General features: G+C 60.3%; 25 protein-coding genes. 4 read left to right on the top strand and 21 right to left on the bottom strand.

Annotation, left to right across the window (positions count from 1 at the left end; genetic code table 11):
• Positions 1-6 precede the first annotated feature (6 nt).
• From guaB to HX824_RS21170, 3 genes are all read right to left on the bottom strand, one after another.
• The gene (gene guaB / locus HX824_RS21180) at positions 7-1,476 is read right to left on the bottom strand and encodes an IMP dehydrogenase (RefSeq protein WP_003209646.1); all 1,470 of its coding nucleotides are present in this window, start codon (positions 1,474-1,476) and stop codon (positions 7-9) included.
• A gap of 159 nt (positions 1,477-1,635) precedes the next feature.
• Positions 1,636-2,184 carry a hypothetical protein gene (locus tag HX824_RS21175; RefSeq protein WP_003209647.1) on the bottom strand — a complete coding sequence of 183 codons (549 nt, stop codon included), beginning with the start codon at positions 2,182-2,184 and terminating at the stop codon, positions 1,636-1,638.
• Between the two features lie 137 nt (positions 2,185-2,321).
• Positions 2,322-3,071 (bottom strand): sulfite exporter TauE/SafE family protein, encoded by a 750-nt coding sequence (locus HX824_RS21170; RefSeq protein ID WP_177055039.1) that lies wholly within the window; start codon positions 3,069-3,071, stop codon positions 2,322-2,324.
• Positions 3,072-3,195: 124 nt separating this feature from the next.
• Between HX824_RS21170 and HX824_RS21165 the strand changes: the two genes are divergently transcribed.
• The 4 genes from HX824_RS21165 to leuA all read left to right on the top strand — a co-directional run bounded on the left by HX824_RS21165 (position 3,196) and on the right by leuA (position 8,301).
• Positions 3,196-4,086 carry a LysR family transcriptional regulator gene (locus tag HX824_RS21165; RefSeq protein ID WP_177055025.1) on the top strand — a complete coding sequence of 297 codons (891 nt, stop codon included), beginning with the start codon at positions 3,196-3,198 and terminating at the stop codon, positions 4,084-4,086.
• A 10-nt stretch (positions 4,087-4,096) separates the two neighbouring features.
• The gene (gene xseA, locus HX824_RS21160; protein WP_177020410.1) at positions 4,097-5,476 is read left to right on the top strand and encodes an exodeoxyribonuclease VII large subunit; all 1,380 of its coding nucleotides are present in this window, start codon (positions 4,097-4,099) and stop codon (positions 5,474-5,476) included.
• A 3-nt stretch (positions 5,477-5,479) separates the two neighbouring features.
• Positions 5,480-6,301 carry a peptidoglycan DD-metalloendopeptidase family protein gene (locus tag HX824_RS21155; protein WP_008438272.1) on the top strand — a complete coding sequence of 274 codons (822 nt, stop codon included), beginning with the start codon at positions 5,480-5,482 and terminating at the stop codon, positions 6,299-6,301.
• A gap of 320 nt (positions 6,302-6,621) precedes the next feature.
• The gene (gene leuA, locus HX824_RS21150; protein WP_003209657.1) at positions 6,622-8,301 is read left to right on the top strand and encodes a 2-isopropylmalate synthase; all 1,680 of its coding nucleotides are present in this window, start codon (positions 6,622-6,624) and stop codon (positions 8,299-8,301) included.
• 162 nt (positions 8,302-8,463) lie between these two features.
• On the opposite strand, the gene HX824_RS21145 is transcribed toward leuA, so the two are convergent.
• The 18 genes from HX824_RS21145 to HX824_RS21060 all read right to left on the bottom strand — a co-directional run bounded on the left by HX824_RS21145 (position 8,464) and on the right by HX824_RS21060 (position 24,882).
• Complete coding sequence (locus tag HX824_RS21145) at positions 8,464-9,255, bottom strand: amidohydrolase (protein WP_003209658.1); 792 nt, start codon at positions 9,253-9,255, stop codon at positions 8,464-8,466.
• Positions 9,243-10,391 (bottom strand): pyridoxal phosphate-dependent aminotransferase, encoded by a 1,149-nt coding sequence (locus HX824_RS21140; protein ID WP_008438276.1) that lies wholly within the window; start codon positions 10,389-10,391, stop codon positions 9,243-9,245. Before HX824_RS21140 ends, HX824_RS21145 begins: the two co-directional genes overlap by 13 nt.
• A 109-nt stretch (positions 10,392-10,500) precedes the next feature.
• Complete coding sequence (der, locus tag HX824_RS21135; RefSeq protein WP_003209661.1) at positions 10,501-11,970, bottom strand: ribosome biogenesis GTPase Der; 1,470 nt, start codon at positions 11,968-11,970, stop codon at positions 10,501-10,503.
• A gap of 139 nt (positions 11,971-12,109) precedes the next feature.
• On the bottom strand, positions 12,110-13,261 hold the full coding sequence (gene bamB, locus HX824_RS21130; protein WP_003209662.1) for an outer membrane protein assembly factor BamB: 1,152 nt from the start codon (positions 13,259-13,261) through the stop codon (positions 12,110-12,112).
• Positions 13,254-13,895, bottom strand: a complete 642-nt coding sequence (locus tag HX824_RS21125; protein WP_003209663.1) for a tetratricopeptide repeat protein — start codon at positions 13,893-13,895, stop codon at positions 13,254-13,256. The genes bamB and HX824_RS21125 overlap by 8 nt, the downstream gene beginning before the upstream one ends.
• Positions 13,896-13,935: 40 nt before the next feature.
• Positions 13,936-15,225, bottom strand: coding sequence for a histidine--tRNA ligase (gene hisS, locus HX824_RS21120; protein WP_003209664.1), 1,290 nt, complete (start codon positions 15,223-15,225; stop codon positions 13,936-13,938).
• A 23-nt stretch (positions 15,226-15,248) separates the two neighbouring features.
• Positions 15,249-16,358, bottom strand: a complete 1,110-nt coding sequence (gene ispG / locus HX824_RS21115; RefSeq protein ID WP_003209666.1) for a flavodoxin-dependent (E)-4-hydroxy-3-methylbut-2-enyl-diphosphate synthase — start codon at positions 16,356-16,358, stop codon at positions 15,249-15,251.
• 4 nt (positions 16,359-16,362) lie between these two features.
• On the bottom strand, positions 16,363-17,355 hold the full coding sequence (locus HX824_RS21110) for a RodZ family helix-turn-helix domain-containing protein (protein ID WP_003209667.1): 993 nt from the start codon (positions 17,353-17,355) through the stop codon (positions 16,363-16,365).
• Complete coding sequence (pilW, locus tag HX824_RS21105; RefSeq protein ID WP_003209669.1) at positions 17,355-18,113, bottom strand: type IV pilus biogenesis/stability protein PilW; 759 nt, start codon at positions 18,111-18,113, stop codon at positions 17,355-17,357. Before pilW ends, HX824_RS21110 begins: the two co-directional genes overlap by 1 nt.
• A gap of 12 nt (positions 18,114-18,125) precedes the next feature.
• Entirely contained in the window at positions 18,126-19,274 is a 1,149-nt protein-coding gene (gene rlmN / locus HX824_RS21100) for a 23S rRNA (adenine(2503)-C(2))-methyltransferase RlmN (RefSeq protein ID WP_003209670.1), read from the bottom strand.
• Between the two features lie 30 nt (positions 19,275-19,304).
• Positions 19,305-19,730: a nucleoside-diphosphate kinase gene (ndk, locus tag HX824_RS21095; RefSeq protein ID WP_003175956.1), complete on the bottom strand. Its 426-nt coding sequence runs from the start codon at positions 19,728-19,730 to the stop codon at positions 19,305-19,307.
• A 92-nt stretch (positions 19,731-19,822) separates the two neighbouring features.
• Positions 19,823-20,023 (bottom strand): Fe-S cluster assembly protein IscX, encoded by a 201-nt coding sequence (gene iscX, locus HX824_RS21090; protein ID WP_003209673.1) that lies wholly within the window; start codon positions 20,021-20,023, stop codon positions 19,823-19,825.
• 14 nt (positions 20,024-20,037) lie between these two features.
• Complete coding sequence (gene fdx, locus HX824_RS21085) at positions 20,038-20,379, bottom strand: ISC system 2Fe-2S type ferredoxin (RefSeq protein ID WP_003209674.1); 342 nt, start codon at positions 20,377-20,379, stop codon at positions 20,038-20,040.
• A gap of 3 nt (positions 20,380-20,382) precedes the next feature.
• On the bottom strand, positions 20,383-22,245 hold the full coding sequence (gene hscA / locus HX824_RS21080) for a Fe-S protein assembly chaperone HscA (protein ID WP_087695132.1): 1,863 nt from the start codon (positions 22,243-22,245) through the stop codon (positions 20,383-20,385).
• 51 nt (positions 22,246-22,296) lie between these two features.
• Positions 22,297-22,818 (bottom strand): co-chaperone HscB, encoded by a 522-nt coding sequence (gene hscB, locus HX824_RS21075; protein ID WP_008438289.1) that lies wholly within the window; start codon positions 22,816-22,818, stop codon positions 22,297-22,299.
• Between the two features lie 8 nt (positions 22,819-22,826).
• Entirely contained in the window at positions 22,827-23,150 is a 324-nt protein-coding gene (gene iscA / locus HX824_RS21070) for an iron-sulfur cluster assembly protein IscA (protein ID WP_003209680.1), read from the bottom strand.
• 28 nt (positions 23,151-23,178) lie between these two features.
• A complete protein-coding gene (gene iscU, locus HX824_RS21065; protein ID WP_003209682.1) occupies positions 23,179-23,565 on the bottom strand; it encodes a Fe-S cluster assembly scaffold IscU in 387 nt (128 codons plus the stop codon).
• 102 nt (positions 23,566-23,667) lie between these two features.
• A complete protein-coding gene (locus HX824_RS21060) occupies positions 23,668-24,882 on the bottom strand; it encodes an IscS subfamily cysteine desulfurase (RefSeq protein WP_008438290.1) in 1,215 nt (404 codons plus the stop codon).
• Positions 24,883-24,919 lie beyond the last annotated feature (37 nt).

Raw genomic sequence — 24,919 nt, 5'->3', positions numbered from 1 at the left:
GAAGCATCAACCTACGCGGTAGTTTGGCGCTTCCTTGGTGATCTGTACGTCGTGGACGTGGGACTCGGCCATGCCGGCACCGGTGATCCGCACGAACTCAGGCTTGGTGCGCATTTCTTCGATGTCGGCGCTGCCGGTGTAGCCCATCGAGGAACGCAGGCCGCCCATCAGTTGATGGATGATGGCGCTCAGGGTGCCCTTGTACGGAACACGCCCTTCAATGCCTTCCGGTACCAGCTTCTCGGCGCCCGCGGAGGAGTCCTGGAAGTAGCGGTCGGAAGAGCCTTGAGCCTGGGACATGGCGCCCAGGGAACCCATGCCACGGTAAGCCTTGTACGAACGACCCTGGAACAGTTCGATCTCGCCCGGCGCTTCTTCAGTACCGGCGAACATCGAGCCCATCATCACGCAGGAAGCACCGGCGACGATGGCCTTGGACAGGTCACCGGAGAAACGGATGCCGCCGTCGGCGATCAACGGTACGCCAGTGCCTTCAAGGGCCGCGGCGACGTTGGCGATGGCGCTGATTTGCGGTACGCCTACACCGGCCACGATACGGGTGGTGCAGATCGAGCCAGGGCCGATACCGACCTTGACCGCATCGGCACCGGCTTCGGCCAGGGCCTTGGCGGCAGCGCCGGTGGCAATGTTGCCGCCGATCACTTGCACGTCAGGGAAATTCTGTTTGACCCAGCGAACGCGGTCGATCACGCCTTTGGAGTGACCGTGGGCAGTGTCGACCACCACCACGTCAACACCGGCAGCCACCAGGGCCGCTACACGGTCACCGGTGTCTTTGCCGGTACCGACCGCAGCGCCTACGCGCAGACGACCTTGATCGTCCTTGCTGGCCAGCGGGTAAGCCTTGGCTTTTTCGATGTCGTTGACGGTCATCATGCCCTTGAGGGCGAATTTGTCGTCGACGATCAGTACGCGTTCGATGCGGTGCTTGTGCAGCAGCTCGCGCACATCGTTCTTGTCGGCGCCTTCCTTGACAGTAACGAGGCGCTCTTTAGGCGTCATCACTTCACGGACGGTGACTTCAAGGCGGTTCTCGAAACGCACGTCACGGGAAGTGACGATGCCGACCAGGTCGCCATCGTGCAGCACCGGAACGCCGGAGATGTTGTGCAGGCGGGTCAGGTCGAACAGGTCACGAACGGTGGCATCGGCCTCGATGGTGATCGGGTCCTTGACCACACCGGCTTCGTAACGCTTGACCTTGCGAACTTCGGCAGCTTGCTGCTCGATGGTCATGTTCTTGTGGATGATGCCGATGCCGCCTTCCTGAGCCATGGCGATTGCCAAACGGGCTTCAGTGACGGTGTCCATGGCAGCGGAAACCAGAGGAATATTCAGCTCGATGCCACGGGTTAGGCGGGTCTTGAGACTGACTTCGTTAGGAAGCACCTCGGAATAACCGGGCACTAGGAGAATGTCGTCGAATGTCAGAGCTTCTTGGCTGATACGCAGCATCGCGGGGGCTCCCGAGCGGGAAAATGGAAGCGCGCCATTATAGTCAGACACCCCCTCGGGTTCAATGTAAAACTCTGACAAACTTGGTAATACTGATAGATGGATGATTTTTGCAGCACTGAGCGTTCCCACGCTCTGCGTGGGAACGCTCACATCGAATTAAAGTTCGACTTTGACCCAGCTCATCTTCTGGTCCAGCCAGTCGGCAAATTCGTCGATAAAACTCTGCTTGAACCCCGCCTCCGCCCAGTTATTGAAGATGAATCCCAGGTTGGAAAAGCCGCATTCCTGCAGGAACAGGAAACCGTTGATGTCGTCCTCATGCCCACACAGCGGGCAGGTGAAGTTATCGGTGTGGCCGGGCATCCAGTCTTCCAGGCTTTCGAACAGGGCTTCGCCGACTTCCTTGAGGCACTCGGGACAGCCGGCCTCTTCCAGGAAGCCTTTGGCCGGGGTGTAGATGCAGCGCTTGTAGATGATCTCCAGGCCGTTGATCGGCTCGTTGAACGGCAGCGCGTCGGGGTGCAGCACCACGGCGCGGGCACCGTCGGCCAGGGCATAGCCCATGCGGTTGCCGGTGCGCCCGCAGGTGGTGAGTTCTTCCTTGACGATGTTCTTGCGCACCAGCCAGCGCACGATCGCCCGGGCGCGGGGTTCGTGGACGGGTAGCGTGGAGATTTTCGGGACAAGGATGCTTTGGGAATTCATGGGAGTCCTGCGGCGTGGCTACTGGCGCCTTCGCGAGCAAGCCCGCTCCCACAGGGGGAATGCGTTCCAAATGTGGGAGCGGGCTTGCTCGCGAAGAGGCCCTGAAGGCTGGCAGCTTAATCCCTGAAACAATCAGGTCAAGTACTCAAGTAACGGGCAATCAAGGCAATGCCACTGGCCAGCACCAGCCAGGTCACCAACCGCACAAACGCCTCGCGGGACATGCGCAGGGTCAACCGCCGCCCCGCCCACAGCCCGAGCGCCATGGCCGGCAACAGGCACACCGCCAACATCAACAAGGGTAGCTCGGCATACACGCCCGCGATCAGAAACAGGCTCAGGCGCACCACCGTGCTGCAACTGATCAACGCACTCTGGGTCGCCCGCGCGCCATCCTTGGGCAATCGGCTGTTGAGGTAGATCGCATACAGAAAGCCGCCACTGCCAAACAACGCGCCAAACAGCCCGCCGACAACCCCCATGGGAATCGCCCAGCCGGCTGCCATCTGCGTGGGCTTGGCCTTCACCGCCAGGCTGTAGATCGCATAGGCGCTGATAAACAGCCCCATCAACAGCAGCAATAAATCAGAGTGCAGGTTGAGCAGGAAGATCACCCCAAGGGTGCAGCCAATCGCCATGCACGGCAGTAGCCTGAACAACTCCGGTTTCACCACATCCCGGCGCGATTGCAGAAGGTTGCCGAAGGCCGCGACAAAATCCAGCAGCACCAGCAAGGGGATGATCTTCGACAGCGGCATGAACAGAATCAGGATCGGCCCCGCCACCAATGCGGTACCAAAGCCTGCAATGCCGAACACGATATACGCCAGGGCAATCGCCACGCCGATCACCAGCCAGTCCACACCGCCAAACGACCAATGACCAATGACTCAACAGCTCGACCGGACTCATGACGTATTCCTTATTAGAGATGGCCATCACTTTAGCCATTGGCAAGCGTTGCGACTAATATCTTCAAAGCCCATCACTCATCTCGAAAAGGCATGACTTGTGATTTCCACCCGGCAATTGCGTTACTTCGTCGAAATCGCCGAGAGCGGCAGCTTCAGCGCAGCGGCCGAGCGGCTGTTTGTGGCGCAATCGGCACTGAGCCGGCAGATCAAGGAGCTGGAAAACCTGCTGCAAACGCCGCTGTTTGAACGCACTGCGCGCCAGCCACGGCTGACGGCTGCGGGCGAGGCTTTTTATCCGCGGGCACGCAACCTGCTGGGCGAACTGCTCAAGGCCAGTGAGATGGCGACGCAAGTGGGCAATGGACAGCTCGGCACGCTGCGGATGAGCCATTCGAGCACGGTGCCGATGAGTGGCCGCCTGCTGCGCGGCATCGGTGCCTGGCTGGAACGATGCCCGGGCGTATCGATGGACATCGCCAAACTGTCCTCCGAAGCCCAGTTGGAAGAAATCGCCGACGGCCGACTGGAGGTCGGGCTGTTGCGCTTACCGGTGTTGCGCCAGCGCGAAGGCGTGCGCATCGTGCCTTTATATAGCGAGCGACTGTTGCTGGCCGTGCCGCCGAACCACCGGTTGGCCGGGCACACATCCGGTATCGATTTGGCGCAACTGAAGAACGAAGCGTTTATCTCGATCCCTCACCCCCAGCGCGGAGGGCTGAGTTACCTGTCAGCCGAGTTGTGCATGCGTGCAGGATTTTTCCCCAAGGCGGCGCGGGTGATGTCGCGCAAGACCACGCAGTTACAGCTGATCCAGGCCGGATTCGGGATCGCCTTGCTGCCGAAGTCGATGCAGGACATTGCGCCGGCCAACATCCATTTTTTACCCCTGGCCGATCCCGATTGCCAAAGCACCGTCGCCCTCGCCTGCCAGCAAACGCCGAGCGCGCTGGTGGAGCAGTTCTGTCAAACCCTGCACGAATGCCTATAAACTGCCGCCCATGATTAAAGATCCCTTTGCCCGTCTGGGCCTGGACCGCGAAGTCCTGACTGTCAGCCAGCTCAACGGCCGCGCGCGGGTGTTGCTGGAAGACGTGTTCACCAATATCTGGGTCGAAGGCGAGATCTCCAACCTCGCCCGCCCGGCCTCCGGCCACGTGTATTTCACCCTCAAGGACAGTGGCGCCCAGGTGCGTTGTGCGCTGTTCCGGCAGAACGCCGCACGGGTGCGCCAGGCGTTGAAAGACGGCCTGGCGGTGAAGGTGCGGGGCAAGGTCTCGCTGTTTGAGGGCCGTGGCGACTATCAGCTGATTCTCGACACGGTGGAGCCGGCCGGTGACGGCGCACTGCGCCTGGCCTTCGACGCGCTGAAGGAAAAACTCAGCGCCGAAGGCCTGTTCAGTGTCGAGCGCAAGGTGCCGCTGCCCGCACACCCACGGCGCATCGGGATTATCAGCTCGCCCACCGGCGCGGTGATTCGCGACATCATCAGCGTGTTCCGCCGCCGGGCACCCAACGTGGAACTGACGTTGATCCCGACAGCCGTACAAGGTCGTGAAGCCGTGGCGCAGATCGTCCGCGCACTGAAGCTGGCCGATGCACGCGGCTTCGACGCGCTGATCCTGGCCCGTGGCGGCGGGTCGCTGGAAGACCTCTGGTGCTTCAACGAAGAAGCCGTGGCGCGTGCCGTGGACGCCTGCGTGACGCCCATCGTCAGCGCCGTTGGCCATGAGACCGATGTGTCGATCAGCGACTTTGTCGCCGACGTACGCGCCCCAACGCCTTCCGCCGCTGCCGAGTTGTTGGCGCCGGACTCCAGCCACCTGACTCGCCAGGTAGAGAACCTGCACCGCCGCCTGGTGATGCTGATGCGCAACCGCCTGACCCACGACCGCCTGCGCCTGGAAGGCATGGCTCGTCGCCTGCGTCACCCGGGCGAGCGCCTGCGCCAACAGGCCCAGCGCCTGGATGACCTGGACATGCGCCTGCGGCGTGCCTTCGAGCGCAGCCTCAACACCCGTCGCGAGCGTTTGATCCGCCTGGAAACCCGCCTCGCCGGCCAACACCCCGGCCGCCAACTGGCGCTGTTGCGCCAACGCCTGGACAGCCTTGCCGAACGCTTGCCCCGTGCCATGCGCGAAGGCCTCAAGGCCCGTCGCCTGCAACTGCAAAGCCAGGTGCAGACGCTGCACGTGGTCAGCCCGCTGGCGACGCTTGGACGCGGCTACAGCATCTTGCTCGACGAACGCGGCCAGGCGATTCGCAACGCCGCGCAAACCCACACCGGCCAGCGCCTGACCGCGCGCCTCGGTGAAGGCCAATTGCAGGTACGGGTGGAAGACAACCACCTGACGCCCGTCACCCTCTCGTTACTGGATTGATTGATGCCACGCTTTTTAAGTTTGTTGATGCTGCTGTGCCTGACCTTTAACGCCCATGCCGACAGCTACATCACCCGCCTGCTGAACAAGCCGGTGCCCGGTGGCGTGGCGGTGGTCGACCTCGGCACTTCGGCCACGGCGCCCAAAGCCACCTACATGAACCGCCCAGTGCTGGTGGTGAAGGAGCAAAACAACTGGCTGGCGATTGTGGGCATCCCGCTGACGGTCAAGCCCGGCACCCAACGCATTACCAGCGGCAGCCAGAACCTGCCGTTTGTCGTGGGCTTCAAGAAATACCCCGAGCAGCACATCACCCTGAAGAACAAGAGCCAGGTGAACCCGGACCCGGCGCAACTCAAGCGCATCGAAGGCGAGCTGGCGGTTCAGCTCAAGGCGTATCGCAGTTTCAGCCCGAACACGCCGAGCAACCTGCTGCTGGACAAGCCGGTGAACGGGCCGTTGTCGAGCAAGTTCGGCGTACGACGTTTCTTCAATGGCGAGGAGCGGAATCCGCATTCCGGCCTGGACTTTGCCGTGGGCGCCGGCACGCCGATCAAGACCCCGGCAGCGGGCAAGGTGATCCTGACCGGCAACTACTTCTTCAACGGCAACACCGTGTTTGTCGACCATGGCCAGGGCTTTATCAGCATGTTCTGCCATATGTCGAAGATTGATGTGAGCGTGGGCCAGCAACTGGCTCGTGGTGCGGTGGTGGGCAAGGTCGGTTCCACTGGCAGGGCGACCGGGCCGCATATGCATTGGAACATCAGCCTGAACGACGCACGGGTGGATCCGGCGATCTTTATCGGCGCGTTTCAGCCCTGATGCTCAATTGCGCACCCGGCAAAGGGTGCGCAAACAAAACAACCCCGCGCACAATTCTCAACCATAAAATCTCGTTTTCCTCAGCAATAGCAGAACTTCTCTCAATTTTTTCCGACTGCTTGCCATCTTTCACCCCGGCGGTTAGGGTTGGACCTATGAAAACCTCTCACACCCTCATTCAGCTCCGCCAGCACCGCAGCCTGTGCCTAGTCAGCGCACGACTGCCAGGCTGAATCGATCTGCCTCGTCTTCCGCTTTATCCCCAATAACAGTTTTACGGCAGGCCGCCTTTTCTCGGCCCCTAGACAAAGGATTTCCCGATGAGCATGCTCAAAGACCCGTCTTCGAAGTACCGCGCGTTCCCGACCATTGATATCCCGGACCGCACCTGGCCTTCGAAAACCATCACCACCGCGCCGATCTGGTGCAGTTCCGACCTGCGCGACGGCAACCAGTCGCTGATCGAACCGATGGACGCGGTGAAAAAGCTGCGTTTCTGGAAGACCCTGGTGGCCGTCGGTGTGAAGGAAATCGAAGCCTCCTTCCCGGCTGCGTCGCAAACCGATTTCGACTTCGTGCGCACCCTGATCGAAGACAATCACATCCCCGAGGACACCACCATCCAGGTGCTGACCCAGGGCCGTGAAGACTTGATCGCACGCACCTTCGAATCCCTGCGCGGGGCGAAGAAAGCCATCGTTCACTTGTACAACGCCACCTCGCCGTCGTTCCGCCGCATCGTGTTCAACCAGGACAAGGATGGCATCAAGGCGATCGCGGTCAACGCGGCCAAGCTGTTCGTCAAATACGCCGCCCAGCAGCCGGAAACCCAGTGGACCTTCGAATACTCGCCAGAGACGTTCAGCGCCACTGAGCTTGAGTTCGCCAAGGAAGTCTGTGACGCGGTGATCGAGGTCTGGAACCCGACGCCTGAGCACAAGGTGATCCTCAACCTGCCAGCCACCGTCGAGTGCGCCACCCCGAACATCTATGCCGACCAGATCGAGTGGTTCGGTCGTCATATCAACCGTCGCGACAGCGTGATCATCAGCCTGCACACCCACAACGACCGTGGCACCGGCGTAGCCGCCACCGAGTTGGGCCTGATGGCCGGCGCCGACCGTGTCGAAGGCTGCCTGTTCGGCAACGGCGAGCGTACCGGTAACGTCGACCTGGTCACCGTGGCCTTGAACATGTACACCCAGGGCCTCGACCCTCAGCTGGACTTCTCCGACATCGACGGTATTCGCAAAGTCGTCGAAGAGTGCAACCAGATCCCGGTTCACCCGCGTCACCCGTACGTCGGCGACCTGGTTCACACCGCCTTCTCCGGCTCCCACCAGGACGCGATCCGCAAGGGCTTCACCCAGCAGAAAGACGACGCCTTGTGGGAAGTGCCGTACTTGCCGATCGACCCGGCCGACATCGGCCGCAGCTACGAGGCGGTGATTCGCGTCAACAGCCAGTCGGGCAAAGGCGGCATCGCCTACCTGCTGGAGCAGGAATACGGCATCAGCTTGCCGCGCCGCATGCAGATCGAGTTCAGCCAGGTGGTACAGGCCGAAACCGACCGAGTGGGCCTGGAGATGACCGCCGCGCAGATCTACAGCTTGTTGCAGCGTGAATACCTGCAAGCCAACATTCCTTACGCGCTGGTCAGCCATCGCTTGCAGGAAGAGAACGGCAACAGCTCGGTGGAAGTTGAAGTCTCCGGCAAGGGCCAGGGCGAAACCAACCTGCGCTGGCACGGCAAAGGCAACGGCGCCCTGGAAGCGCTGGTGGCCGGGCTGCCGATTGGTGTGGAGATCATGGATTACAACGAACACGCGATTGGCGCCGGCACCAATGCCAAGGCGGCGGCCTACATCGAGCTGCGAGTGAACGGTGAGCGTCCGGTGCATGGCGTGGGCATTGATGAAAACATCACCACGGCGAGCTTCAAGGCGGTGTTCAGCGCGCTGAACCGCTCGTTGAGCCAGCTGGAAGCGAAAGCGGCATAAACACTGACCGCTGAAATGCGAAAGGCCCCGGGATGAGAATCCAGGGGCCTTTTTTATGATCGTTCCCACGCTCCGCGTGGGAATGCAGCTCGGACGCTCCGCGTCCCGAAGCGTGACGCGGAGCGTCACAAGAGGCGTGCCCACGCAGAGCGTGGGAACGATTTATACGAACTCGAAGCTGTCCGCATCCAGGTTCGCCGGGAAGCGTGTGCGGTACTCCGCCAATTCCGCTGCGTCCAGGCACACCTGGAACACCCCGTCCGCCTCCCCTGCGCTCAGCAGGCTTTCGCCCTGGAAGTCCACGACCTGGCTGTCGCCGGTGTAGGCAAAGCCCTTGCCGTCCGTGCCCACCCGATTCACCGCCGCCACGTAGCACAGGTTTTCAATGGCCCGTGCCGGCAGCAGACGGTTCCAGTGCTGGCGACGTGCGCCCGGCCAGTTGGCGGTGTACAGCAGCAAGTCAGTGTCCTGGGCGTCACGACTCCACACCGGGAATCGCAGGTCGTAGCAGATCAACGGACGAATCCGCCACCCCTTGAGTTCGAACTGCACCTGGCGCTCGCCGGGGGTGTAGTGGTCGTGTTCACCGGCCATACGGAACAGGTGACGCTTGTCGTAGTGCAACACCTCACCATCCGGTCGCGCCCACAGCAGGCGGTTGCGATGGCTGCCATCGGCGGCCTGGATGATCACGCTGCCGGTGATCACCGCGTTGTACTTCTTCGCCTGGGCCTGCAGCCATTGATGGGTGGGGCCGTTTTCAGGCTCGGCGAGGGTTTCCGATTCCATCGAGAAACCGGTGGTGAACATCTCCGGTAGCACGATCAGGTCGGCACCCTTGGCCTGCTCCAGCAACAGTTCAAAATGCTCCAGGTTGGCCTGGCGGTCGTGCCAGGCCAGGGTGGTTTGCACCAGGGCGATGTTCAGGTTGGGCAGTGCACTCAGATCACGCATAGTTTCTCGGCTGCTTGACGCAGCGTCTCCTCGCGTTTGGCAAAGCACAGTCGCACCAGGCGCTGGCCTTGCGGTGGGTTCTGGTAGAACACCGAGACCGGGATGGTCGCAACGCCGTGTTCGCGGGTCATCCACAGCGACATGGCGACGTCATCCAGGTCCGGGCGAATCTGTGAGTAATCCACCAATTGAAAGTAGGTACCGGCCACCCGGGTAAAGCTGAAACGCGACGGTTCCAGCAGGTCGCAGAACAGGTCGCGCTTGGCTTGATAAAAAGCCGGCAGCTCCTCGACGTGTTCCGGGTGTTCGGCCATGAAGTCTGCCAAAGCGTACTGCAACGGGGTCACGCCGCAAAAGTTGACATATTGATGCACCTTGCGCAGCTCGGCGCTGAGGGCTGGCGGCGCGACCACGTAGCCGGTTTTCCAGCCGGTGACGTGGTAGGTCTTGCCGAACGAACTGACCACAAACGCACGCTGATACAGCTCTTCGTGGGCCAGCACGCTGACGTGGGGCACACCGTCGAACACCAGGTGCTCGTAGACCTCGTCGCTGACCAGGTAGATGTCGCGGTCGCGGATCAACTCGGCCAACTGGTCCAGCTCGGCACGGCTGATCAGGGCACCGGTGGGGTTATGCGGGCTGTTGAGGATGATCATGCGGGTGCGCGGCGACAGCGCAGCGCGCAGTTGCTCGAAGTCCAGGGCGAAATCATCCAGGCCCAGTTGCACATGTACGCAGCGACCGCCTGCCAGTTCCACAGAAGGCTCGTAGCTGTCGTAGGCCGGATCGAACACGATGACTTCATCACCGCTGCGGATCACCGCCTGGATCGCACAGAAGATCGCTTCAGTGGCGCCTGGGGTGATGGTCACTTCGCTGTCGGCATTCACCGTTGCGCCATAGCTGCGGGCGATCTTGGCCGCCACTTGCTGGCGCAGTACCGGCAGGCCGGTCATCGGGGCGTATTGGTTATGGCCCAGGGCAATGTGTCTGCCCACTCCATCGAGCAACTCCTGGGGCCCGTTAAAGTCGGGAAAGCCCTGGGACAGGTTGAGCGCACCGGTTTCGGCAGCGAGTTGCGACATGGTGGTGAAGATGGTGGTGCCGACATTCGGCAGCTTGCTGGTGATCATCGGTGCGCCCCTTGCGGTGAGCCCCAAGTTTTAAGCTGCATGCCGCGAAGGGTCAACCGCCAGGCACAAAAAAAGGGCTCCGAAAGAGCCCTTTTTCAACCGATCAGGATCAGCGCTTGTCGCGGCGCTTTTTGTCGGCCTTCTTGTGGTGCGTCATCATCCGGCGCTTTTTGTTTACCTGGCGGTCGGTGAGGCTGTTCTTGTTACCTTCGTACGGGTTCTCGCCACCCTTGAACTCGATACGGATCGGCGTACCGACCAGTTTCAAGACACGGCGATAGGTGTTTTCCAGGTAACGCACGTAGGACTTCGGCACCTTCTCCAGCTGGTTACCGTGAATCACGATAATCGGCGGGTTGGCACCACCCAAGTGAGCGTAGCGCAGCTTGATCCGACGGTTGTTGACCATCGGCGGCGCGTGCTCGCTGACCGCATCTTCAAGAATCTGGGTCAGGCGGTTGGTTGGCCAGCGGGTGACCGCGGACTTGAACGAGTTCTGCACCGAGGCGTAGAGGTTACCCACGCCGGTACCGTGCAGTGCCGAGATAAAGTGGATATCGGCAAACTCGACGAAGAACAGACGACGCTGCAGCTCGACCTTGACGTAGTCGCGCTCGCTCGGCGTCATGCCGTCCCACTTGTTGATCGCAATCACCAGGGCGCGACCGGCTTCCAGGGCAAAGCCCAGCAAGTTCAGGTCGTGGTCTACCACGCCTTCGCGGGCGTCCATGACGAAGATCACCACGTTGGCGTCTTTGATCGCCTGCAGGGTTTTCACCACGGAGAACTTTTCAACTTCTTCGTGGATCTTGCCGCGCTTGCGCACACCGGCAGTGTCGATCAGCGTGTACTTCTCGTCGTTACGCTCGAACGGGATGTAGATGCTGTCGCGAGTGGTGCCCGGCTCGTCATAGACGATTACCCGGTCTTCACCGAGCATGCGGTTGACCAGGGTCGACTTGCCGACGTTCGGACGGCCGATGATCGCGATCTTGATACCGTCTTTTTCGCTTGGGCCAGGAATGCGCTTGGCTTCCTCGCCTTCGGCAACGATTTCTTCTTCGCCTTCGACTTCATCCACGTCATCACGCGGGAAGTCGCGCAGGGCGATTTCCAGCATCTGGGTGATGCCGCGACCGTGGGCACCGGCGATCGGGATCGCGTCGCCCAGGCCCATCGGGCTGAACTCGGCGCGGGCCATTTCAGGATCGATATTGTCGATCTTGTTGGCCACCACGTAGGAACGCTTGTTGCGCTTGCGCAGGTGCTCGCCAATCATCTGGTCTGCAGCGGTGTAGCCCGCGCGGGCGTCCACCAGGAACAACACGACATCAGCTTCTTCAATGGCCAGCAGCGACTGCTCGGCCATCTTTTCGTCCATGCCATGCTCGTCACCGGAGATACCACCGGTGTCGACAATAATGTAGGAGCGCCCTTGCCACTTTGCCTCACCGTATTGGCGATCACGGGTCAGACCGGACAAGTCGCCGACGATGGCGTCGCGAGTCCTGGTCAGGCGGTTGAACAAGGTGGACTTGCCGACGTTCGGTCGGCCCACCAGGGCGATTACGGGAACCATGCGGCTCTCCACTTCGTTATTTCAGAAAATACAAAAGCCGCTGCAAGGCAGCGGCTGGTGCTCGGGGCAGCGCTCGAAAGCGCCGCATGCCCTGCCGAAGCAGGGCCGCCTGGGAATTACCCCAAGCATAGTCAAACCATTACTTGATGGTCAGCGCTTCCAGTTTGCCGCTGTTGCCATACACGTAAAGCATGTTACCTACCACCAGCGGACGGGCACGCAGGCCGTCGCTGTCGATACGTTCGCGACCCACGAAGCGACCGTCCACCTGGCTCAGCAGGTGCAGGTAACCTTCAAAGTCGCCTACCGCCACGTAGCTGGAGAACACTTCCGGTGCCGACAACTGACGGCGGGCCAGGGAGTCGTTGCTCCACAACGCAGTGGTGGAACGCTCGTCGACACTTTCAACGGTGCCGGACGCCAGGCTTACGTAGACGCTGCCAAACCCTTGGGCGACACCGGCGTAGCTGGAAGCATCACGCTGCCAGTTGATCCGGCCGCTCTGCACGTCCAGCGCCGCAACACGGCCCTGATAAGTAGCGACGTAAAGGGTATCACCCGACAGCAGCAAGCCACCGTCGATGTCCACTACGCGGTCCAGTTCCGAACGACCTTGAGGAATCGCGACCCGGGTTTCCCAGGCCGGCACGCCGTTCTGGGTGTCCAGGGCGACCACTTTACCGGTCGACAGGCCTGCCAGTGCCAGGTTGCTGGTCACAACCGGACCGCTGGTACCGCGTAAGGTCAGGACCGCCGGCGTGCTGTCATACAACCAGCGCTGGTTACCGGTGGCGGCGTCGAGGCCGATCACACGGTCATCCTGGGTCTGCACGACAACCACGTCACCGTTGGTAGCCGGTGGCGAGAGCACTTCACTGGTCACGCGAGCGCGCCATTTCTCTTCACCGGTGCTCGAATCCAGTGCCACGACGTCGCCTTTCAGCGTGCCGAGCATCACCAGGCCAGAACCCACGCCAACGGCGCCGGACACAGGCAGTTCGAGGTCTTTCTTCCACTTGACGTCGCCGTTCATGCGATCCATGGAGACCACAACACCGGTGGAATCAGCGGCGTAGATAGTGTCACCGTCGATCGCCGGGACCATCAGGTTGTACAGATCGCCCTGACCGTCACCAATGGAGCGGCTCCACTGCTTTTGCAGGACCACTTCTTCCTTGAAGCTGGTCAGCTCGGCCGGAGGCAGTTCTTTTTTGCTGTTGCTGCTGCAACCCGCGGCCAAAACGGCCAGAGCCAGCAATGCTGCATGTTTCCAACGGATCACGTCACGCATCCCCTTTGGCCAAGTCGTCGAGCTTGATTTGTAAGCCACCGACCGCCGCTTCATCAGACAGCGCCGCCTTGGCTTTTTGGTACGCAGCATTGGCTTCGTCGGTACGACCCAATTGGACCAGGAGGTCGCCCTTGAGCTCTTCACGAGTGGCCAGGAATGCCTTGTCAGCATCGCCGTCGAGCAGTTTCAGTGCTTCGTCGGCCTTGTTCTGTGCCGCCAGTACCTGAGCCAGACGCTGACGTGCGATTTCACCCAGTGTCGGGTTGGCCGGCTTGTCGGTGATGGCTTTCAGCTCGGAGGCGGCGTCATCCAGCTTGCCGTTGTCGACCGCAACTTTTGCGACGAACAGGCTGCCGTATTGCGCGTAGGTGCTACCGCCGAATTCGCTCTTCAGCTTGCCGGCCAGGTCTGCAACCTGGGCCAGGTCAGGCTTGCCGTTTGGCGTCAGCGTGGTTTCCAGCAGTTGCTGATAGATAATCGAGGCGCCTTGCGACTGGTTAGCCTGATACTTGTGCCAGGCTTGCCAGCCGAACACCACTACTAAAGCCAGCAAGCCGCCAGTGACCAGGGGCTTGCCGTTGCGCTGCCACCAGTCTTTGAACTCGGCCAGCTGGTCATCATCAGTACTCGACACCCCAATACTCCTTAATCGCTAAATCGGCTGTTTGACAGCTTCAACCCTGCACGATGCAGGTGGCCAGGTGCGCTGCAAGCGCATCAAAGGCAATGCTTTGTTGTTCACCCTGACCACGCAGGGGTTTGAAACTTACCACTTGCTGGGCCAACTCATCATCACCCAGGATCAGTGCATACAACGCACCGCTCTTGTCGGCTTTCTTGAACTGGCTTTTGAAGCTGCCGGCGCCGGCATTGACTTGCAGGCGCAGGTTCGGCAGTTGGTCGCGCAGTTTCTCGCTCAGGGCCAGGGCAGCCAGTTCGGCCGCCTCGCCAAAGGCACAGAAGTACACGTCCACCTGACGGGAGATTTCTTCGGGAACCTGCTCCAGGGTTTCCAGCAGCAGGATCAGCCGCTCGATGCCCATGGCAAAACCTACGCCGGTGGTCGGCTTGCCGCCCATCTGCTCGACCAGGCCGTCGTAACGACCACCGGCACACACCGTGCCTTGGGCGCCGAGCTTGTCGGTGACCCACTCGAACACGGTCTTGCTGTAGTAATCGAGGCCACGCACCAGTTTCGGGTTGATGACGTAAGGAATACCGGCTGCATCCAGGCGAGCCTTGAGGCCCTCGAAGTGGATACGGGACTCGTCGTCCAGGTAGTCGGCCATTTTCGGCGCGTCCACCAGTACGGCCTGGGTCTCGGCGTTCTTGGTGTCCAGTACCCGCAGCGGGTTGGTTTTCAGGCGACGCTGGCTGTCTTCGTCCAGCTTGTCCAGGTGGGCCGACAGGAATTCCACCAGGGCTTCGCGGTAGCGGCCCCGGGATTCGCTGGTGCCCAGGCTGTTGAGTTCAAGCTTGACCGCATCGCGGATGCCCAGCATGCCCCACAGGCGCCAGGTCAGCACGATCAGCTCGGCGTCGATGTCCGGACCGTCTAGGTTGAAGACTTCCAGGCCGATCTGGTGAAACTGGCGATAACGGCCTTTCTGCGGACGCTCGTGGCGGAACATCGGGCCGATGTACCAGAGCTTCTGCGGCTGGCCACCGCCGGTGAGGCCATGTTCGAGCACCGCACGCACACACGCGGCAGTACCTTCCGGACGCAGGGTCAGGGAGTCACCGTTGCGGTCTTCGAAGGTGTACATCTCTTTTTCGACGATGTCGGTCACTTCACCGATGGAGCGCTTGAACAGCTCGGTGAACTCGACGATCGGCATGCGGATCTGCTTGTAACCGTAGTTATCCAGCAGGCGCGCGACAGTGCCCTCGAAGTAGCGCCACAGGGGCGTCTGCTCAGGCAGGATGTCGTTCATGCCACGAATGGCTTGCAGAGACTTGCTCACATCAAATCCTTAAATTCGTTCGATCAGCCGCGCGCGATAACCGCTGCGTCAGCTTCGACCTTTTCGGCCGCTTTCTGGCGGATCAGCCGTTCCAGCTCATCCACCAGATTGTCATTCGTCAATTTCTGCGACGGCTTGCCGTCGATGTAAATCAGGTTTGGCGTACCACCGGTCAGGCCCACATGGGCCTCTTTGGCCTCACCCGGCCCGTTGACCACACAGCCGATCACCGCGACATCCAGCGGCACCAGCAGGTCTTCGAGGCGTACTTCCAATTCGTTCATGGTTTTCACCACGTCGAAGTTCTGCCGCGAGCAGCTCGGGCAGGCAATGAAGTTGATGCCACGGGAACGCAAATGCAGGGATTTGAGAATGTCGTAACCGACTTTCACTTCCTCTACCGGGTCTGCCGCGAGGGAGATGCGAATAGTATCGCCAATCCCGTCGGCCAGCAGCATACCGAGACCCACCGCAGATTTCACTGTGCCTGAGCGTAAACCGCCGGCTTCGGTGATACCCAGGTGCAGCGGCTGGACGATTTCCTTGGCCAGCAGGCGGTACGCTTCTACCGCCATGAACACGTCGGAAGCCTTTACGCTGACCTTGAAGTCCTGGAAATTCAGGCGTTCGAGGTGTTCAACGTGGCGCAGCGCGGACTCGACCAGTGCGGCCGGCGTCGGCTCGCCGTATTTCTTTTGCAGGTCTTTTTCCAGGGAGCCGGCGTTGACGCCGATGCGAATTGGAATCCCGCGATCACGGGCGGCATCCACCACGGCGCGAACCCGGTCTTCACGACCGATGTTGCCCGGGTTGATCCGCAGGCAATCGACGCCCAACTCGGCCACGCGCAACGCGATCTTGTAGTCGAAGTGGATATCGGCGACCAGCGGCACCTTGACCAGTTGCTTGATGCGGCCAAAGGCTTCGGCAGCGTCCATATCCGGTACGGATACACGCACGATGTCAACGCCCGCCGCTTCCAGGCGGTTGATCTGGGCGACAGTGGCCGCCACATCATTGGTGTCGCTGTTGGTCATGCTTTGTACTGCGATGGGGGCATCGCCGCCCACCGGCACCGAGCCGACCCAGATCTTGCGCGATACGCGACGTTTGATTGGAGATTCGCCGTGCATGACTTTATTGTCCCAACTTGAGGCGAGCAGTCTCGCCACTGGTGAACGGCGCCACGTCCACAGGCTGGCCGTTGTAGGCCACTTGCGCGCCACGGGCAAAGCCCAGACGCAGCGTCAAAGGAGGCTTGCCGCCCTGGTCAAGTGTATCTCCCTTACGCTTCAGACCACTGAACAGCACCTTGCCGTTGCCATCGGAGACTTGCGTCCAGCAGTCAGCGACGTAGGTAATTTGGACTCGACCATCACCGGCGATCAGTACCGGGGTGGTTGGCGCGGAAATCGCCGGGGCGACGGGAGCCGTTGTTGCCGGAGCCTGCGCCGGTACTGCTGGCGTTGCTGGCGTATGAGCTGGAGCAGCAGGCGTCACTGCAACCGCTGGAGCGGGTGCGACGGGTGCCACTGCGGCGGCAGTACCTGCTTCGGGCGCAGGCTGCTCGGCGCTTGGCTCTGCCTCAGGCGCCGCCTGCCCCTGGGCCACGGCCTGGTCTTCCGGCTCATCCAACGGATGAATCTGGGTGGTGCCGTCGGCGCTTTCGACTTCGACGTGCTCCATGGCGTTGCTGGACAAGTCTTTGCCACGCTGGGCGGTCTGATCCTGCCACCATACAAAACCACCGCCGATCACGGCGATGAGCAGCAACAGGCTGACAATGCGCAAAATGGTGTGGGAAACCCGCACAGGCTCTTCAATGCGGCCAAGACCATGGACATTGCTGCCCTGGGAATCGGTACCGGTGATTTGGTCGAACTCCTGGACCAATGCAGCCTGGTCGATACCCAGCAACTTGGCGTAGGCGCGGATATAGCCGCGGGCAAAGGTGTGCCCTGGCAGCTTGTCGAATGCGCCAGCTTCAAGGTTGCCCAATGAAGTCGTGGTCAAATTGAGCTTGAGGGCCACTTCTGCCAGCGACCAACCATTGCTTTCGCGGGCCTGACGCAAGGTCTCGCCTGGGTTTCCACGATTAGCTGCTACAACTTCCGGGTGCGCCGCTTTCATCATTGCTCCGACAGGTATTGCTGATATTCCGGCGTACCGGGATAGAGTCGTTCGAGTTGCTGGCCAAAACGTGCGGCCTTGTCGCGTTCTTCATGAACCGTCGCCAGGCGCACACCGAGCAATAGACTACGTGCATTTTGCCCGCTCAGCAGGCTAAAACGCTCGTAATAGTCACGTGCCGGCACATAATGCCTGTCTTCGAAGGACAACTCAGCCATTTCGAGCAAGGCCCGTGGCTGGCGCTGGTTCAGGTGCAGGGCTTTTTCCAGTTGCTGGCGTGCGGTGTCGCGCTGGCCGAGAAGCATTGAGGTCACCCCCAGGTTCTCGAAAACCCGCGAACGCTCAGGATAGAGGGTATCGGCCGCAGCCTGCTGGAAATATTCGGATGCCTGGGCATAACGTTTCTGCGCAAACAAAAAACTGCCGTAGTTATTCAGCAGTCTTGGGTCGCCAGGGCGTGTGGCCAGGGCCTTTTGGAAATATTGATCGGCCAATTCGGGCTCGGCCTGGGCCTGGAACACCAAGGCCAACGCAGCATTGGCGTCGGCGTCGCTGCCATCCAGCTCGAGGGCTTTTTTCAGCGGCACCTTGGCCTGTTCGGTCATCCCTTGCTGCAAGTACCCCAAGCCCAGCTGCACATAGGCAGCTCGCGCTTCGTCACGGCCCTTGCCGGTTTGCAACGGGCTGTCATGGCCCGATGAAACACAGCCAGCCGCGAGGCTGGCAACAAGCAAAAGCAGCGCAAGGCGCAAGGGCATAGAGATCCTCTCTCAGGTTCGAGTCGCGGCGCTTTGCGGCATATCGTCGGCGGCACTCAATTCACGCACGGCGATATAACGTTCGCTGCGACGGGTGCGATCCAGCACCTGTCCTACCAATTGGCCACATGCCGCATCGATGTCTTCGCCGCGGGTGGTGCGCACGGTGACATTGAAGCCTGCATGGTGCAGTTGATCCTGGAAACGGCGGATGGCGTTGTTGCTCGGCCGCTCATAGCCAGAATGGGGAAACGGGTTAAACGGAATCAGGTTGATCTTGCACGGTACGTTCTTGAGCAACTCGATCATCTCGACCGCGTGCTCGACCTTGTCGTTGATGTCCTTGAGCATGGTGTACTCAATGGTCAACACACGCTTTTCGCCCAAGGTCGCCATGTAGCGCTGGCAAGATTCGAGCAGCATCTTAAGCGGATACTTCTTGTTGATCGGCACCAATTGGTTACGCAATGCGTCATTCGGTGCGTGCAGCGACAACGCCAGGGAGACGTCGATGTGCTTGGCCAGCTCATCGATCATCGGTACCACGCCGGAGGTCGACAGGGTCACGCGGCGCTTGGAGATACCGTAGCCCAGGTCGTCCATCATCAGGTGCATGGCCGCGACAACGTTGTCGAAGTTCAGCAGCGGCTCGCCCATGCCCATCATCACCACGTTGGTGATGGCACGGTCGGCGGTCGCCGGGATGCTGCCGAACGATTTATTGGCAATCCACACCTGGCCGATGACTTCGGCGGCAGTGAGGTTGCTGTTGAAACCTTGCTTGCCGGTGGAGCAGAAACTGCAGTCCAGGGCACAGCCTGCCTGGGACGAAACGCACAGAGTGCCGCGCTTGCCCTGGGGAATGTACACGGTCTCGACGCAGCTGCCGGACGCCACGCGCACCACCCACTTACGGGTGCCGTCGGTGGAAATGTCCTCGCTGACCACTTCGGGGCCGCGAACTTCGGCAATGGCCTTGAGCTTGTCGCGCAGGGCCTTGCTGACGTTCGTCATGGCGTCGAAATCATCGACGCCAAGATGGTGAATCCACTTCATTACCTGAGCGGCACGAAAACGCTTCTCCCCGATTGAGTCGAAGAATTTTTCCATTTCCTGTTGAGTCAGACCCAGCAGGTTGGTTTTTGCAGTCAATGTAGTCATGGATTCACCTTCGCTCTTTTAAGCCAATGCTTAGCGAGCGGTTACTTCAGTAGCAGCGAAAAAGTACGAGATTTCGCGGGCAGCAGCGGCTTCGGAGTCCGAACCGTGAACGGCGTTGGCGTCGATCGATTCAGCGAAGTCAGCACGGATGGTGCCGGCAGCAGCTTCTTTAGGGTTGGTAGCGCCCATCAGCTCACGGTTCAGAGCGATAGCGTTTTCGCCTTCCAGAACCTGAACAACAACAGGGCCGGAGATCATGAAGGCAACCAGGTCGCCGAAGAAACCACGAGCGCTGTGCTCAGCGTAGAAGCCTTCAGCTTCAGCCTTGGACAGTTGCTTGAGTTTCGAAGCTACAACCTTCAGGCCGGCTTTTTCGAAACGAGTGGTGATCTCGCCGATGACGTTTTTTGCAACAGCGTCAGGCTTGATGATGGAGAAAGTACGTTGAACAGCCATGGTGTAACTCCAGAAACGGTAATTTGCGAAAAATTAAACCCGCGAATTATACGCGGGTTCTTGGGTATTGCCTAACTGCGTAAAAAGGCGATTCAGTCTGCTTCTTCGATCCACAGGCCTTGTATCGCCTCAAGAACCTTTTCGCCACCCCGATCCGGGATGTCGTCAAATTCCGGCAGCTGCATCACCAGGTTGCGCAACTTGACGAAGTTCACCGACAGAGGATCGACATCCGGGTGAGCTTCAGCAAGTTGTATAGCGATTTCTTGTACATCAACCCATTTCAGGCTCATGACATTTCCTTGAATCAATGCGGCGCTTCGGCGGCATGGTTGAGCGAATACTTCGGAATCTCGACGGTGAGGTCTTCTGTTCCCACTTTTGCCTGACAGCTCAATCGCGACGTCGGCTCAAGGCCCCACGCCCTATCAAGATAGTCCTCTTCCAGCTCATCAGCCTCTTCCAGGCTATTGAAACCTTCGCGGATGATGCAATGGCACGTGGTACAGGCGTTAACGCCGCCGCAGGCGCTTTCGATCTCGATGTGGTTATCGTGAGCGACTTCGAGAATGGACTTGCCGGTCTCAGCCTCCACAACCATACCGTCCGGGCAATGCTCGGCGTGTGGCAGAAAAATGATCTGCGGCATCAGTTAATCCTCAAGTTCATTCAAGTTGCGGCCCGCCAGGGCGGCTTTTACCGTCTGGTCCATACGACGGGCGGCAAAGGCATCGGTCACTTGCGACAGGCGCTTGGTCTGTTGCTCGATGGCGTAACCATCGGTGCCTTTCATCAATTCAGCCAGTTCCTGCATTTGCAGGTCGATGACCATGCGCTCTTCGGCATCCAGCAGACGCTCGCCGTCAGCTTCCAGGGCGCCCTGCACCGCTTCGAGCAGGCGCTGGGCGTCGACTTGCTGCTCACGCAGCACGCGGGCGACCTTGTCGTCACCGGCGTACTGGAACGAATCCTTGAGCATCTTGGCGATTTCACCGTCGGTCAGGCCGTAGGACGGCTTGACCTGGATGCTGGCTTCAACGCCGGAGGCCAGTTCGCGAGCGGCAACGCTGAGCAAGCCGTCGGCGTCGACCTGGAAGGTCACGCGAATCTTCGCCGCACCAGCCACCATCGCCGGAATGCCGCGCAATTCGAAGCGCGCCAGGGAACGGCAGTCGCTGATCAGCTCACGCTCGCCCTGCAGCACATGAATCATCATGGCCGTCTGACCATCTTTGTACGTGGTGAAGTCCTGGGCGCGGGCAACGGGGATGGTGGTGTTGCGTGGAATCACCTTCTCCATCAGGCCGCCCATGGTTTCCAGCCCCAGGGACAACGGGATCACGTCAAGCAGAAGCAGTTCGCCACCATCACGCTTGTTACCGGCGAGGGTATCGGCCTGGATCGCGGCACCGATAGCCACCACTTGATCCGGGTCGATTTCAGTCAGCGGCTGACGGCCGAAGGCTTCAGCGACCGCCTCACGAACACGCGGCACGCGGGTCGAACCACCCACCATGACCACGGCGACCACGTCTTCCAGCTCGACACCGGAATCACGCACGGCGCGGCGGCAGGCTTTCAGGCTGCGGGCGACCATCGGTTCGATCAACGAATCGAACGCTTCGCGGGTCAGTTGAGCCGACCAGCTACCGTAGGAAACTTCAACCGACGCAGCGTCAGTCAGCGCTTCTTTGGCGGCACAGGCAGTTTGCAGCAAATTACGTTGCGCACCCGGGTCCAGGTCGGCAGACAAGCCGGCACTGGTGATGATCCAGCCAGCAATGGCGTGATCGAAGTCATCGCCACCCAGGGCGGTATCGCCACCGGTAGCCAGCACTTCGAAGACACCGCCGGTCAGGCGCAGGATCGAAATATCAAAGGTACCGCCGCCCAGGTCGTAAATAGCCACCAGGCCTTCGGCGTGCTGATCCAGGCCGTAAGCCACAGCGGCTGCGGTCGGCTCGTTGAGCAGGCGCAGCACGTTCAGGCCGGCAAGTTTCGCCGCATCCTTGGTGGCCTGGCGCTGAGCGTCATCGAAATATGCAGGAACAGTAATCACCGCACCTACCAGTTCGCCACCCAAGGTGGTCTCGGCGCGCTGGCGCAAGACCTTGAGGATATCGGCCGACACTTCCACCGGGCTTTTCGGGCCCTGGATCGTGTCGATGAACGGCATATGTGATTCGCCGCCGACAAAGCGGTATGGAAGCTGGTCGCCCAGCTGCTTGACGTCGGACAAACCACGACCCATCAAGCGCTTGACCGACAGCACGGTATTCAAAGGATCGGTAGACGCCGCCAGCTTGGCCGACTCGCCCACTTCGGTGCGGTCAGCGTGATAACGCACGGCAGACGGCAGGATGACCTGGCCATCCGCGTCGGGCAGCGGCTCGGAAAGACCGCTGCGCAATGCAGCGACCAGCGAATTGGTAGTGCCCAAGTCAATCCCGACCGCCAGACGACGCTGGTGCGGTTGAGGACTTTGACCGGGTTCGGCGATCTGCAGTAGGGCCATGGTAATCAGGACTTATCTGTATATCAGGCGTGCAACCTGGGCGGCACTGGGTTAATCGTCGAGGCGCTCTTCTAACTGGCGCACTTCGTAGGTGAGCTTGTCGAGGAACTGCATGCGCCGCATCAGGCGTTCGGCCTGTTCACGTTGCGCCGCATCATCCCAACAGGCTGCGAAGCTTTCGTTGAGTTCATCCTGGGCCACTTTCAGACGGCGCTTGAACACTGCGACTCCGGCCAGATCAGCCTCGTCCTGCAGTTCTTCAAGCTCCTCGCGCCATTGCATCTGCTGCATCAGGAAATCAGGGTCCTGGACCGTGACTTCAAGCGGCAGCTCGCGACCGCCCATCGCGAGCAGGTAGCGCGCGCGTTTGGGAGGGTTCTTGAGCGTCTGATAGGCTTCGTTGAGGCTGGCTGATTGCTCCAGCGCCAGGCGTTGCTCACGCTCGGAAGCGTCAGCGAAGCGGTCCGGATGCACCCCACGCGCCAATTCACGGTAGCGCGTGGCAAGCTGTTCAAGGTCCAGTCGAAAACTCGGCTGCAGCTCGAACAAAGCGAAATGACAAGGAGTACCCACGATCAGCCTCAGATGTTGAAGCTTTCGCCGCAGCCACATTCACCGCGTACGTTGGGGTTGTTGAACTTGAAGCCTTCGTTCAACCCTTCCTTGACGAAATCGAGTTCGGTGCCGTCCAGGTAGGTCAGGCTTTTCGGGTCGATGATCACTTTTTCGCCGTGACTCTCGAACACCTGATCTTCCTCGACCACCTCGTCGACAAACTCCAGCACGTAGGCAAGGCCGGAACAGCCCGTGGTGCGAACACCCAGACGAATCCCCTCACCTTTACCGCGCCCATTCAGGGAGCGGCGAATGTGCTGCGCAGCCGCTTCTGTCATGCTGATAGCCATCGTGACTCCTTACTCGTCGCCAAATTGCTTAGATCAAGCCTTTCTTTTGCTTGTAGTCGCGAACGGCCGCCTTGATAGCGTCTTCTGCGAGTACCGAGCAGTGGATTTTCACTGGCGGCAAGGCCAGTTCTTCGGCCAGCTGGGTGTTGCTGATAGTCACAGCCTCATCCAGGGTCTTGCCTTTCATCCATTCGGTCGCCAGGGAGCTGGAGGCGATGGCCGAACCGCAACCGTAGGTCTTGAACTTGGCGTCTTCGATAACGCCAGCTTCGTTGACCTTGATCTGCAGGCGCATAACGTCGCCGCACGCCGGAGCGCCGACCATGCCGGTGCCGACATCAGGGTCTTCCGCGTTCATCTTGCCGACGTTGCGCGGGTTTTCGTAGTGGTCGATGACCTTTTCGCTGTAAGCCATGGTACTGAATCCTCACTCATCAGGGCCGCTCTGGAACCCTGCAAATACGCCTGCGTTTTCCGCCACGTCTTTACAGAGCCTTTTGGGTGGCGGCTTCTATATTTAGTGTGCCGCCCACTCGATCTTGGAAATGTCGACACCGTCCTTGTACATGTCCCACAGCGGGGACAAGGTACGCAGCTTGGTGACGGCCTCGCAGACTTTCTGCGCGGCGTAGTCGACTTCTTCTTCGGTGGTGAAACGGCCGAATGTAAAGCGGATCGAGCTGTGAGCCAGTTCGTCGTTGCGGCCCAGGGCGCGCAGGACGTAAGACGGCTCAAGGGAAGCCGAGGTGCAGGCCGAACCGGACGAAACCGCCAGGTCCTTGAGCGCCATGATCAGCGACTCGCCTTCGACGTAGTTGAAGCTCAAATTCAGGTTGTGCGGTACACGGGCGGTCATGCTGCCGTTGATGTACAGCTCTTCAAGGTGCTCGACCTGCTTGTAGAAGCGATCGCTCAGGGCCTTGATGCGCACGTTTTCGGCAGCCATGTCTTCCTTGGCCACACGGAACGCTTCGCCGATGCCGACGATCTGGTGGGTCGCCAGGGTGCCCGAACGCATGCCGCGCTCGTGACCGCCGCCGTGCATGGTGGCTTCGATACGTACGCGAGGCTTGCGGCTCACGTAGAGGGCGCCGATGCCTTTAGGGCCGTAGGTCTTGTGGGCAGAGAACGACATCAGGTCGACTTTCAGTTTCGACAGGTCGATATCGACCTTGCCGGTGGACTGAGCAGCGTCGACGTGCAGCAACACGCCCTTGGAGCGGGTCAGCTCGCCGATGGCGGCGATGTCGTTGATGGTGCCGATTTCGTTGTTCACGTGGATCACGGAAACCAGGATGGTGTCTTCACGCATCGCGGCTTCGATCATCGCAGGGGTCACGATACCGTCGGTGGTTGGCTCAAGGTAGGTAACCTCAAAACCTTCACGCTCCAGTTGGCGCATGGTGTCGAGGACAGCCTTGTGCTCAATCTTGGTGGTGATCAGGTGTTTGCCTTTGGTCGCGTAGAAATGCGCCGCACCCTTGATTGCCAGGTTGTCGGACTCGGTTGCACCGGAGGTCCAGACGATTTCACGTGGGTCGGCATTCACCAGGTCAGCGACCTGGCGACGAGCGTTTTCCACTGCTTCTTCGGCTTTCCAGCCGAAAACGTGGGAACGGGACGCCGGGTTACCGAAGTTTCCGTCAACCAGCAGGCATTCGCTCATCTTTTGCGCGACACGCGGATCAACCGGGGTGGTCGCTGAGTAATCAAGGTAAATCGGCAATTTCATGGACTTTCTCCTAAATCAGGCTGGCTGGCGTGCCGTT

It is taken from the genome of Pseudomonas sp. D4002 (genome assembly GCF_013385665.1).
Lineage (GTDB): Bacteria > Pseudomonadota > Gammaproteobacteria > Pseudomonadales > Pseudomonadaceae > Aquipseudomonas.
Note: the sequence above shows the minus strand (reverse complement) of the source record. Positions and strands in the feature narration are given on the sequence as shown.

Coding starts and splice junctions, on each gene's coding strand:
- leuA (WP_003209657.1), top strand. CDS start 6,622: ATGAGCATGCTCAAAGACCCGTCTTCGAAGTACCGCGCGTTCCCGACC.
- fdx (WP_003209674.1), bottom strand. CDS start 20,379: ATGCCGCAGATCATTTTTCTGCCACACGCCGAGCATTGCCCGGACGGT.
- xseA (WP_177020410.1), top strand. CDS start 4,097: ATGATTAAAGATCCCTTTGCCCGTCTGGGCCTGGACCGCGAAGTCCTG.
- iscA (WP_003209680.1), bottom strand. CDS start 23,150: ATGGCTATCAGCATGACAGAAGCGGCTGCGCAGCACATTCGCCGCTCC.
- HX824_RS21060 (WP_008438290.1), bottom strand. CDS start 24,882: ATGAAATTGCCGATTTACCTTGATTACTCAGCGACCACCCCGGTTGAT.
- HX824_RS21140 (WP_008438276.1), bottom strand. CDS start 10,391: ATGATCACCAGCAAGCTGCCGAATGTCGGCACCACCATCTTCACCACC.
- iscU (WP_003209682.1), bottom strand. CDS start 23,565: ATGGCTTACAGCGAAAAGGTCATCGACCACTACGAAAACCCGCGCAAC.
- guaB (WP_003209646.1), bottom strand. CDS start 1,476: ATGCTGCGTATCAGCCAAGAAGCTCTGACATTCGACGACATTCTCCTA.
- hscA (WP_087695132.1), bottom strand. CDS start 22,245: ATGGCCCTACTGCAGATCGCCGAACCCGGTCAAAGTCCTCAACCGCAC.
- iscX (WP_003209673.1), bottom strand. CDS start 20,023: ATGAGCCTGAAATGGGTTGATGTACAAGAAATCGCTATACAACTTGCT.
- ispG (WP_003209666.1), bottom strand. CDS start 16,358: ATGCACGGCGAATCTCCAATCAAACGTCGCGTATCGCGCAAGATCTGG.
- pilW (WP_003209669.1), bottom strand. CDS start 18,113: ATGCCCTTGCGCCTTGCGCTGCTTTTGCTTGTTGCCAGCCTCGCGGCT.
- HX824_RS21155 (WP_008438272.1), top strand. CDS start 5,480: ATGCCACGCTTTTTAAGTTTGTTGATGCTGCTGTGCCTGACCTTTAAC.
- rlmN (WP_003209670.1), bottom strand. CDS start 19,274: ATGACTACATTGACTGCAAAAACCAACCTGCTGGGTCTGACTCAACAG.
- der (WP_003209661.1), bottom strand. CDS start 11,970: ATGGTTCCCGTAATCGCCCTGGTGGGCCGACCGAACGTCGGCAAGTCC.
- bamB (WP_003209662.1), bottom strand. CDS start 13,261: ATGCGTGACGTGATCCGTTGGAAACATGCAGCATTGCTGGCTCTGGCC.
- ndk (WP_003175956.1), bottom strand. CDS start 19,730: ATGGCTGTTCAACGTACTTTCTCCATCATCAAGCCTGACGCTGTTGCA.
- HX824_RS21175 (WP_003209647.1), bottom strand. CDS start 2,184: ATGAATTCCCAAAGCATCCTTGTCCCGAAAATCTCCACGCTACCCGTC.
- HX824_RS21145 (WP_003209658.1), bottom strand. CDS start 9,255: ATGCGTGATCTGAGTGCACTGCCCAACCTGAACATCGCCCTGGTGCAA.
- HX824_RS21110 (WP_003209667.1), bottom strand. CDS start 17,355: ATGAAAGCGGCGCACCCGGAAGTTGTAGCAGCTAATCGTGGAAACCCA.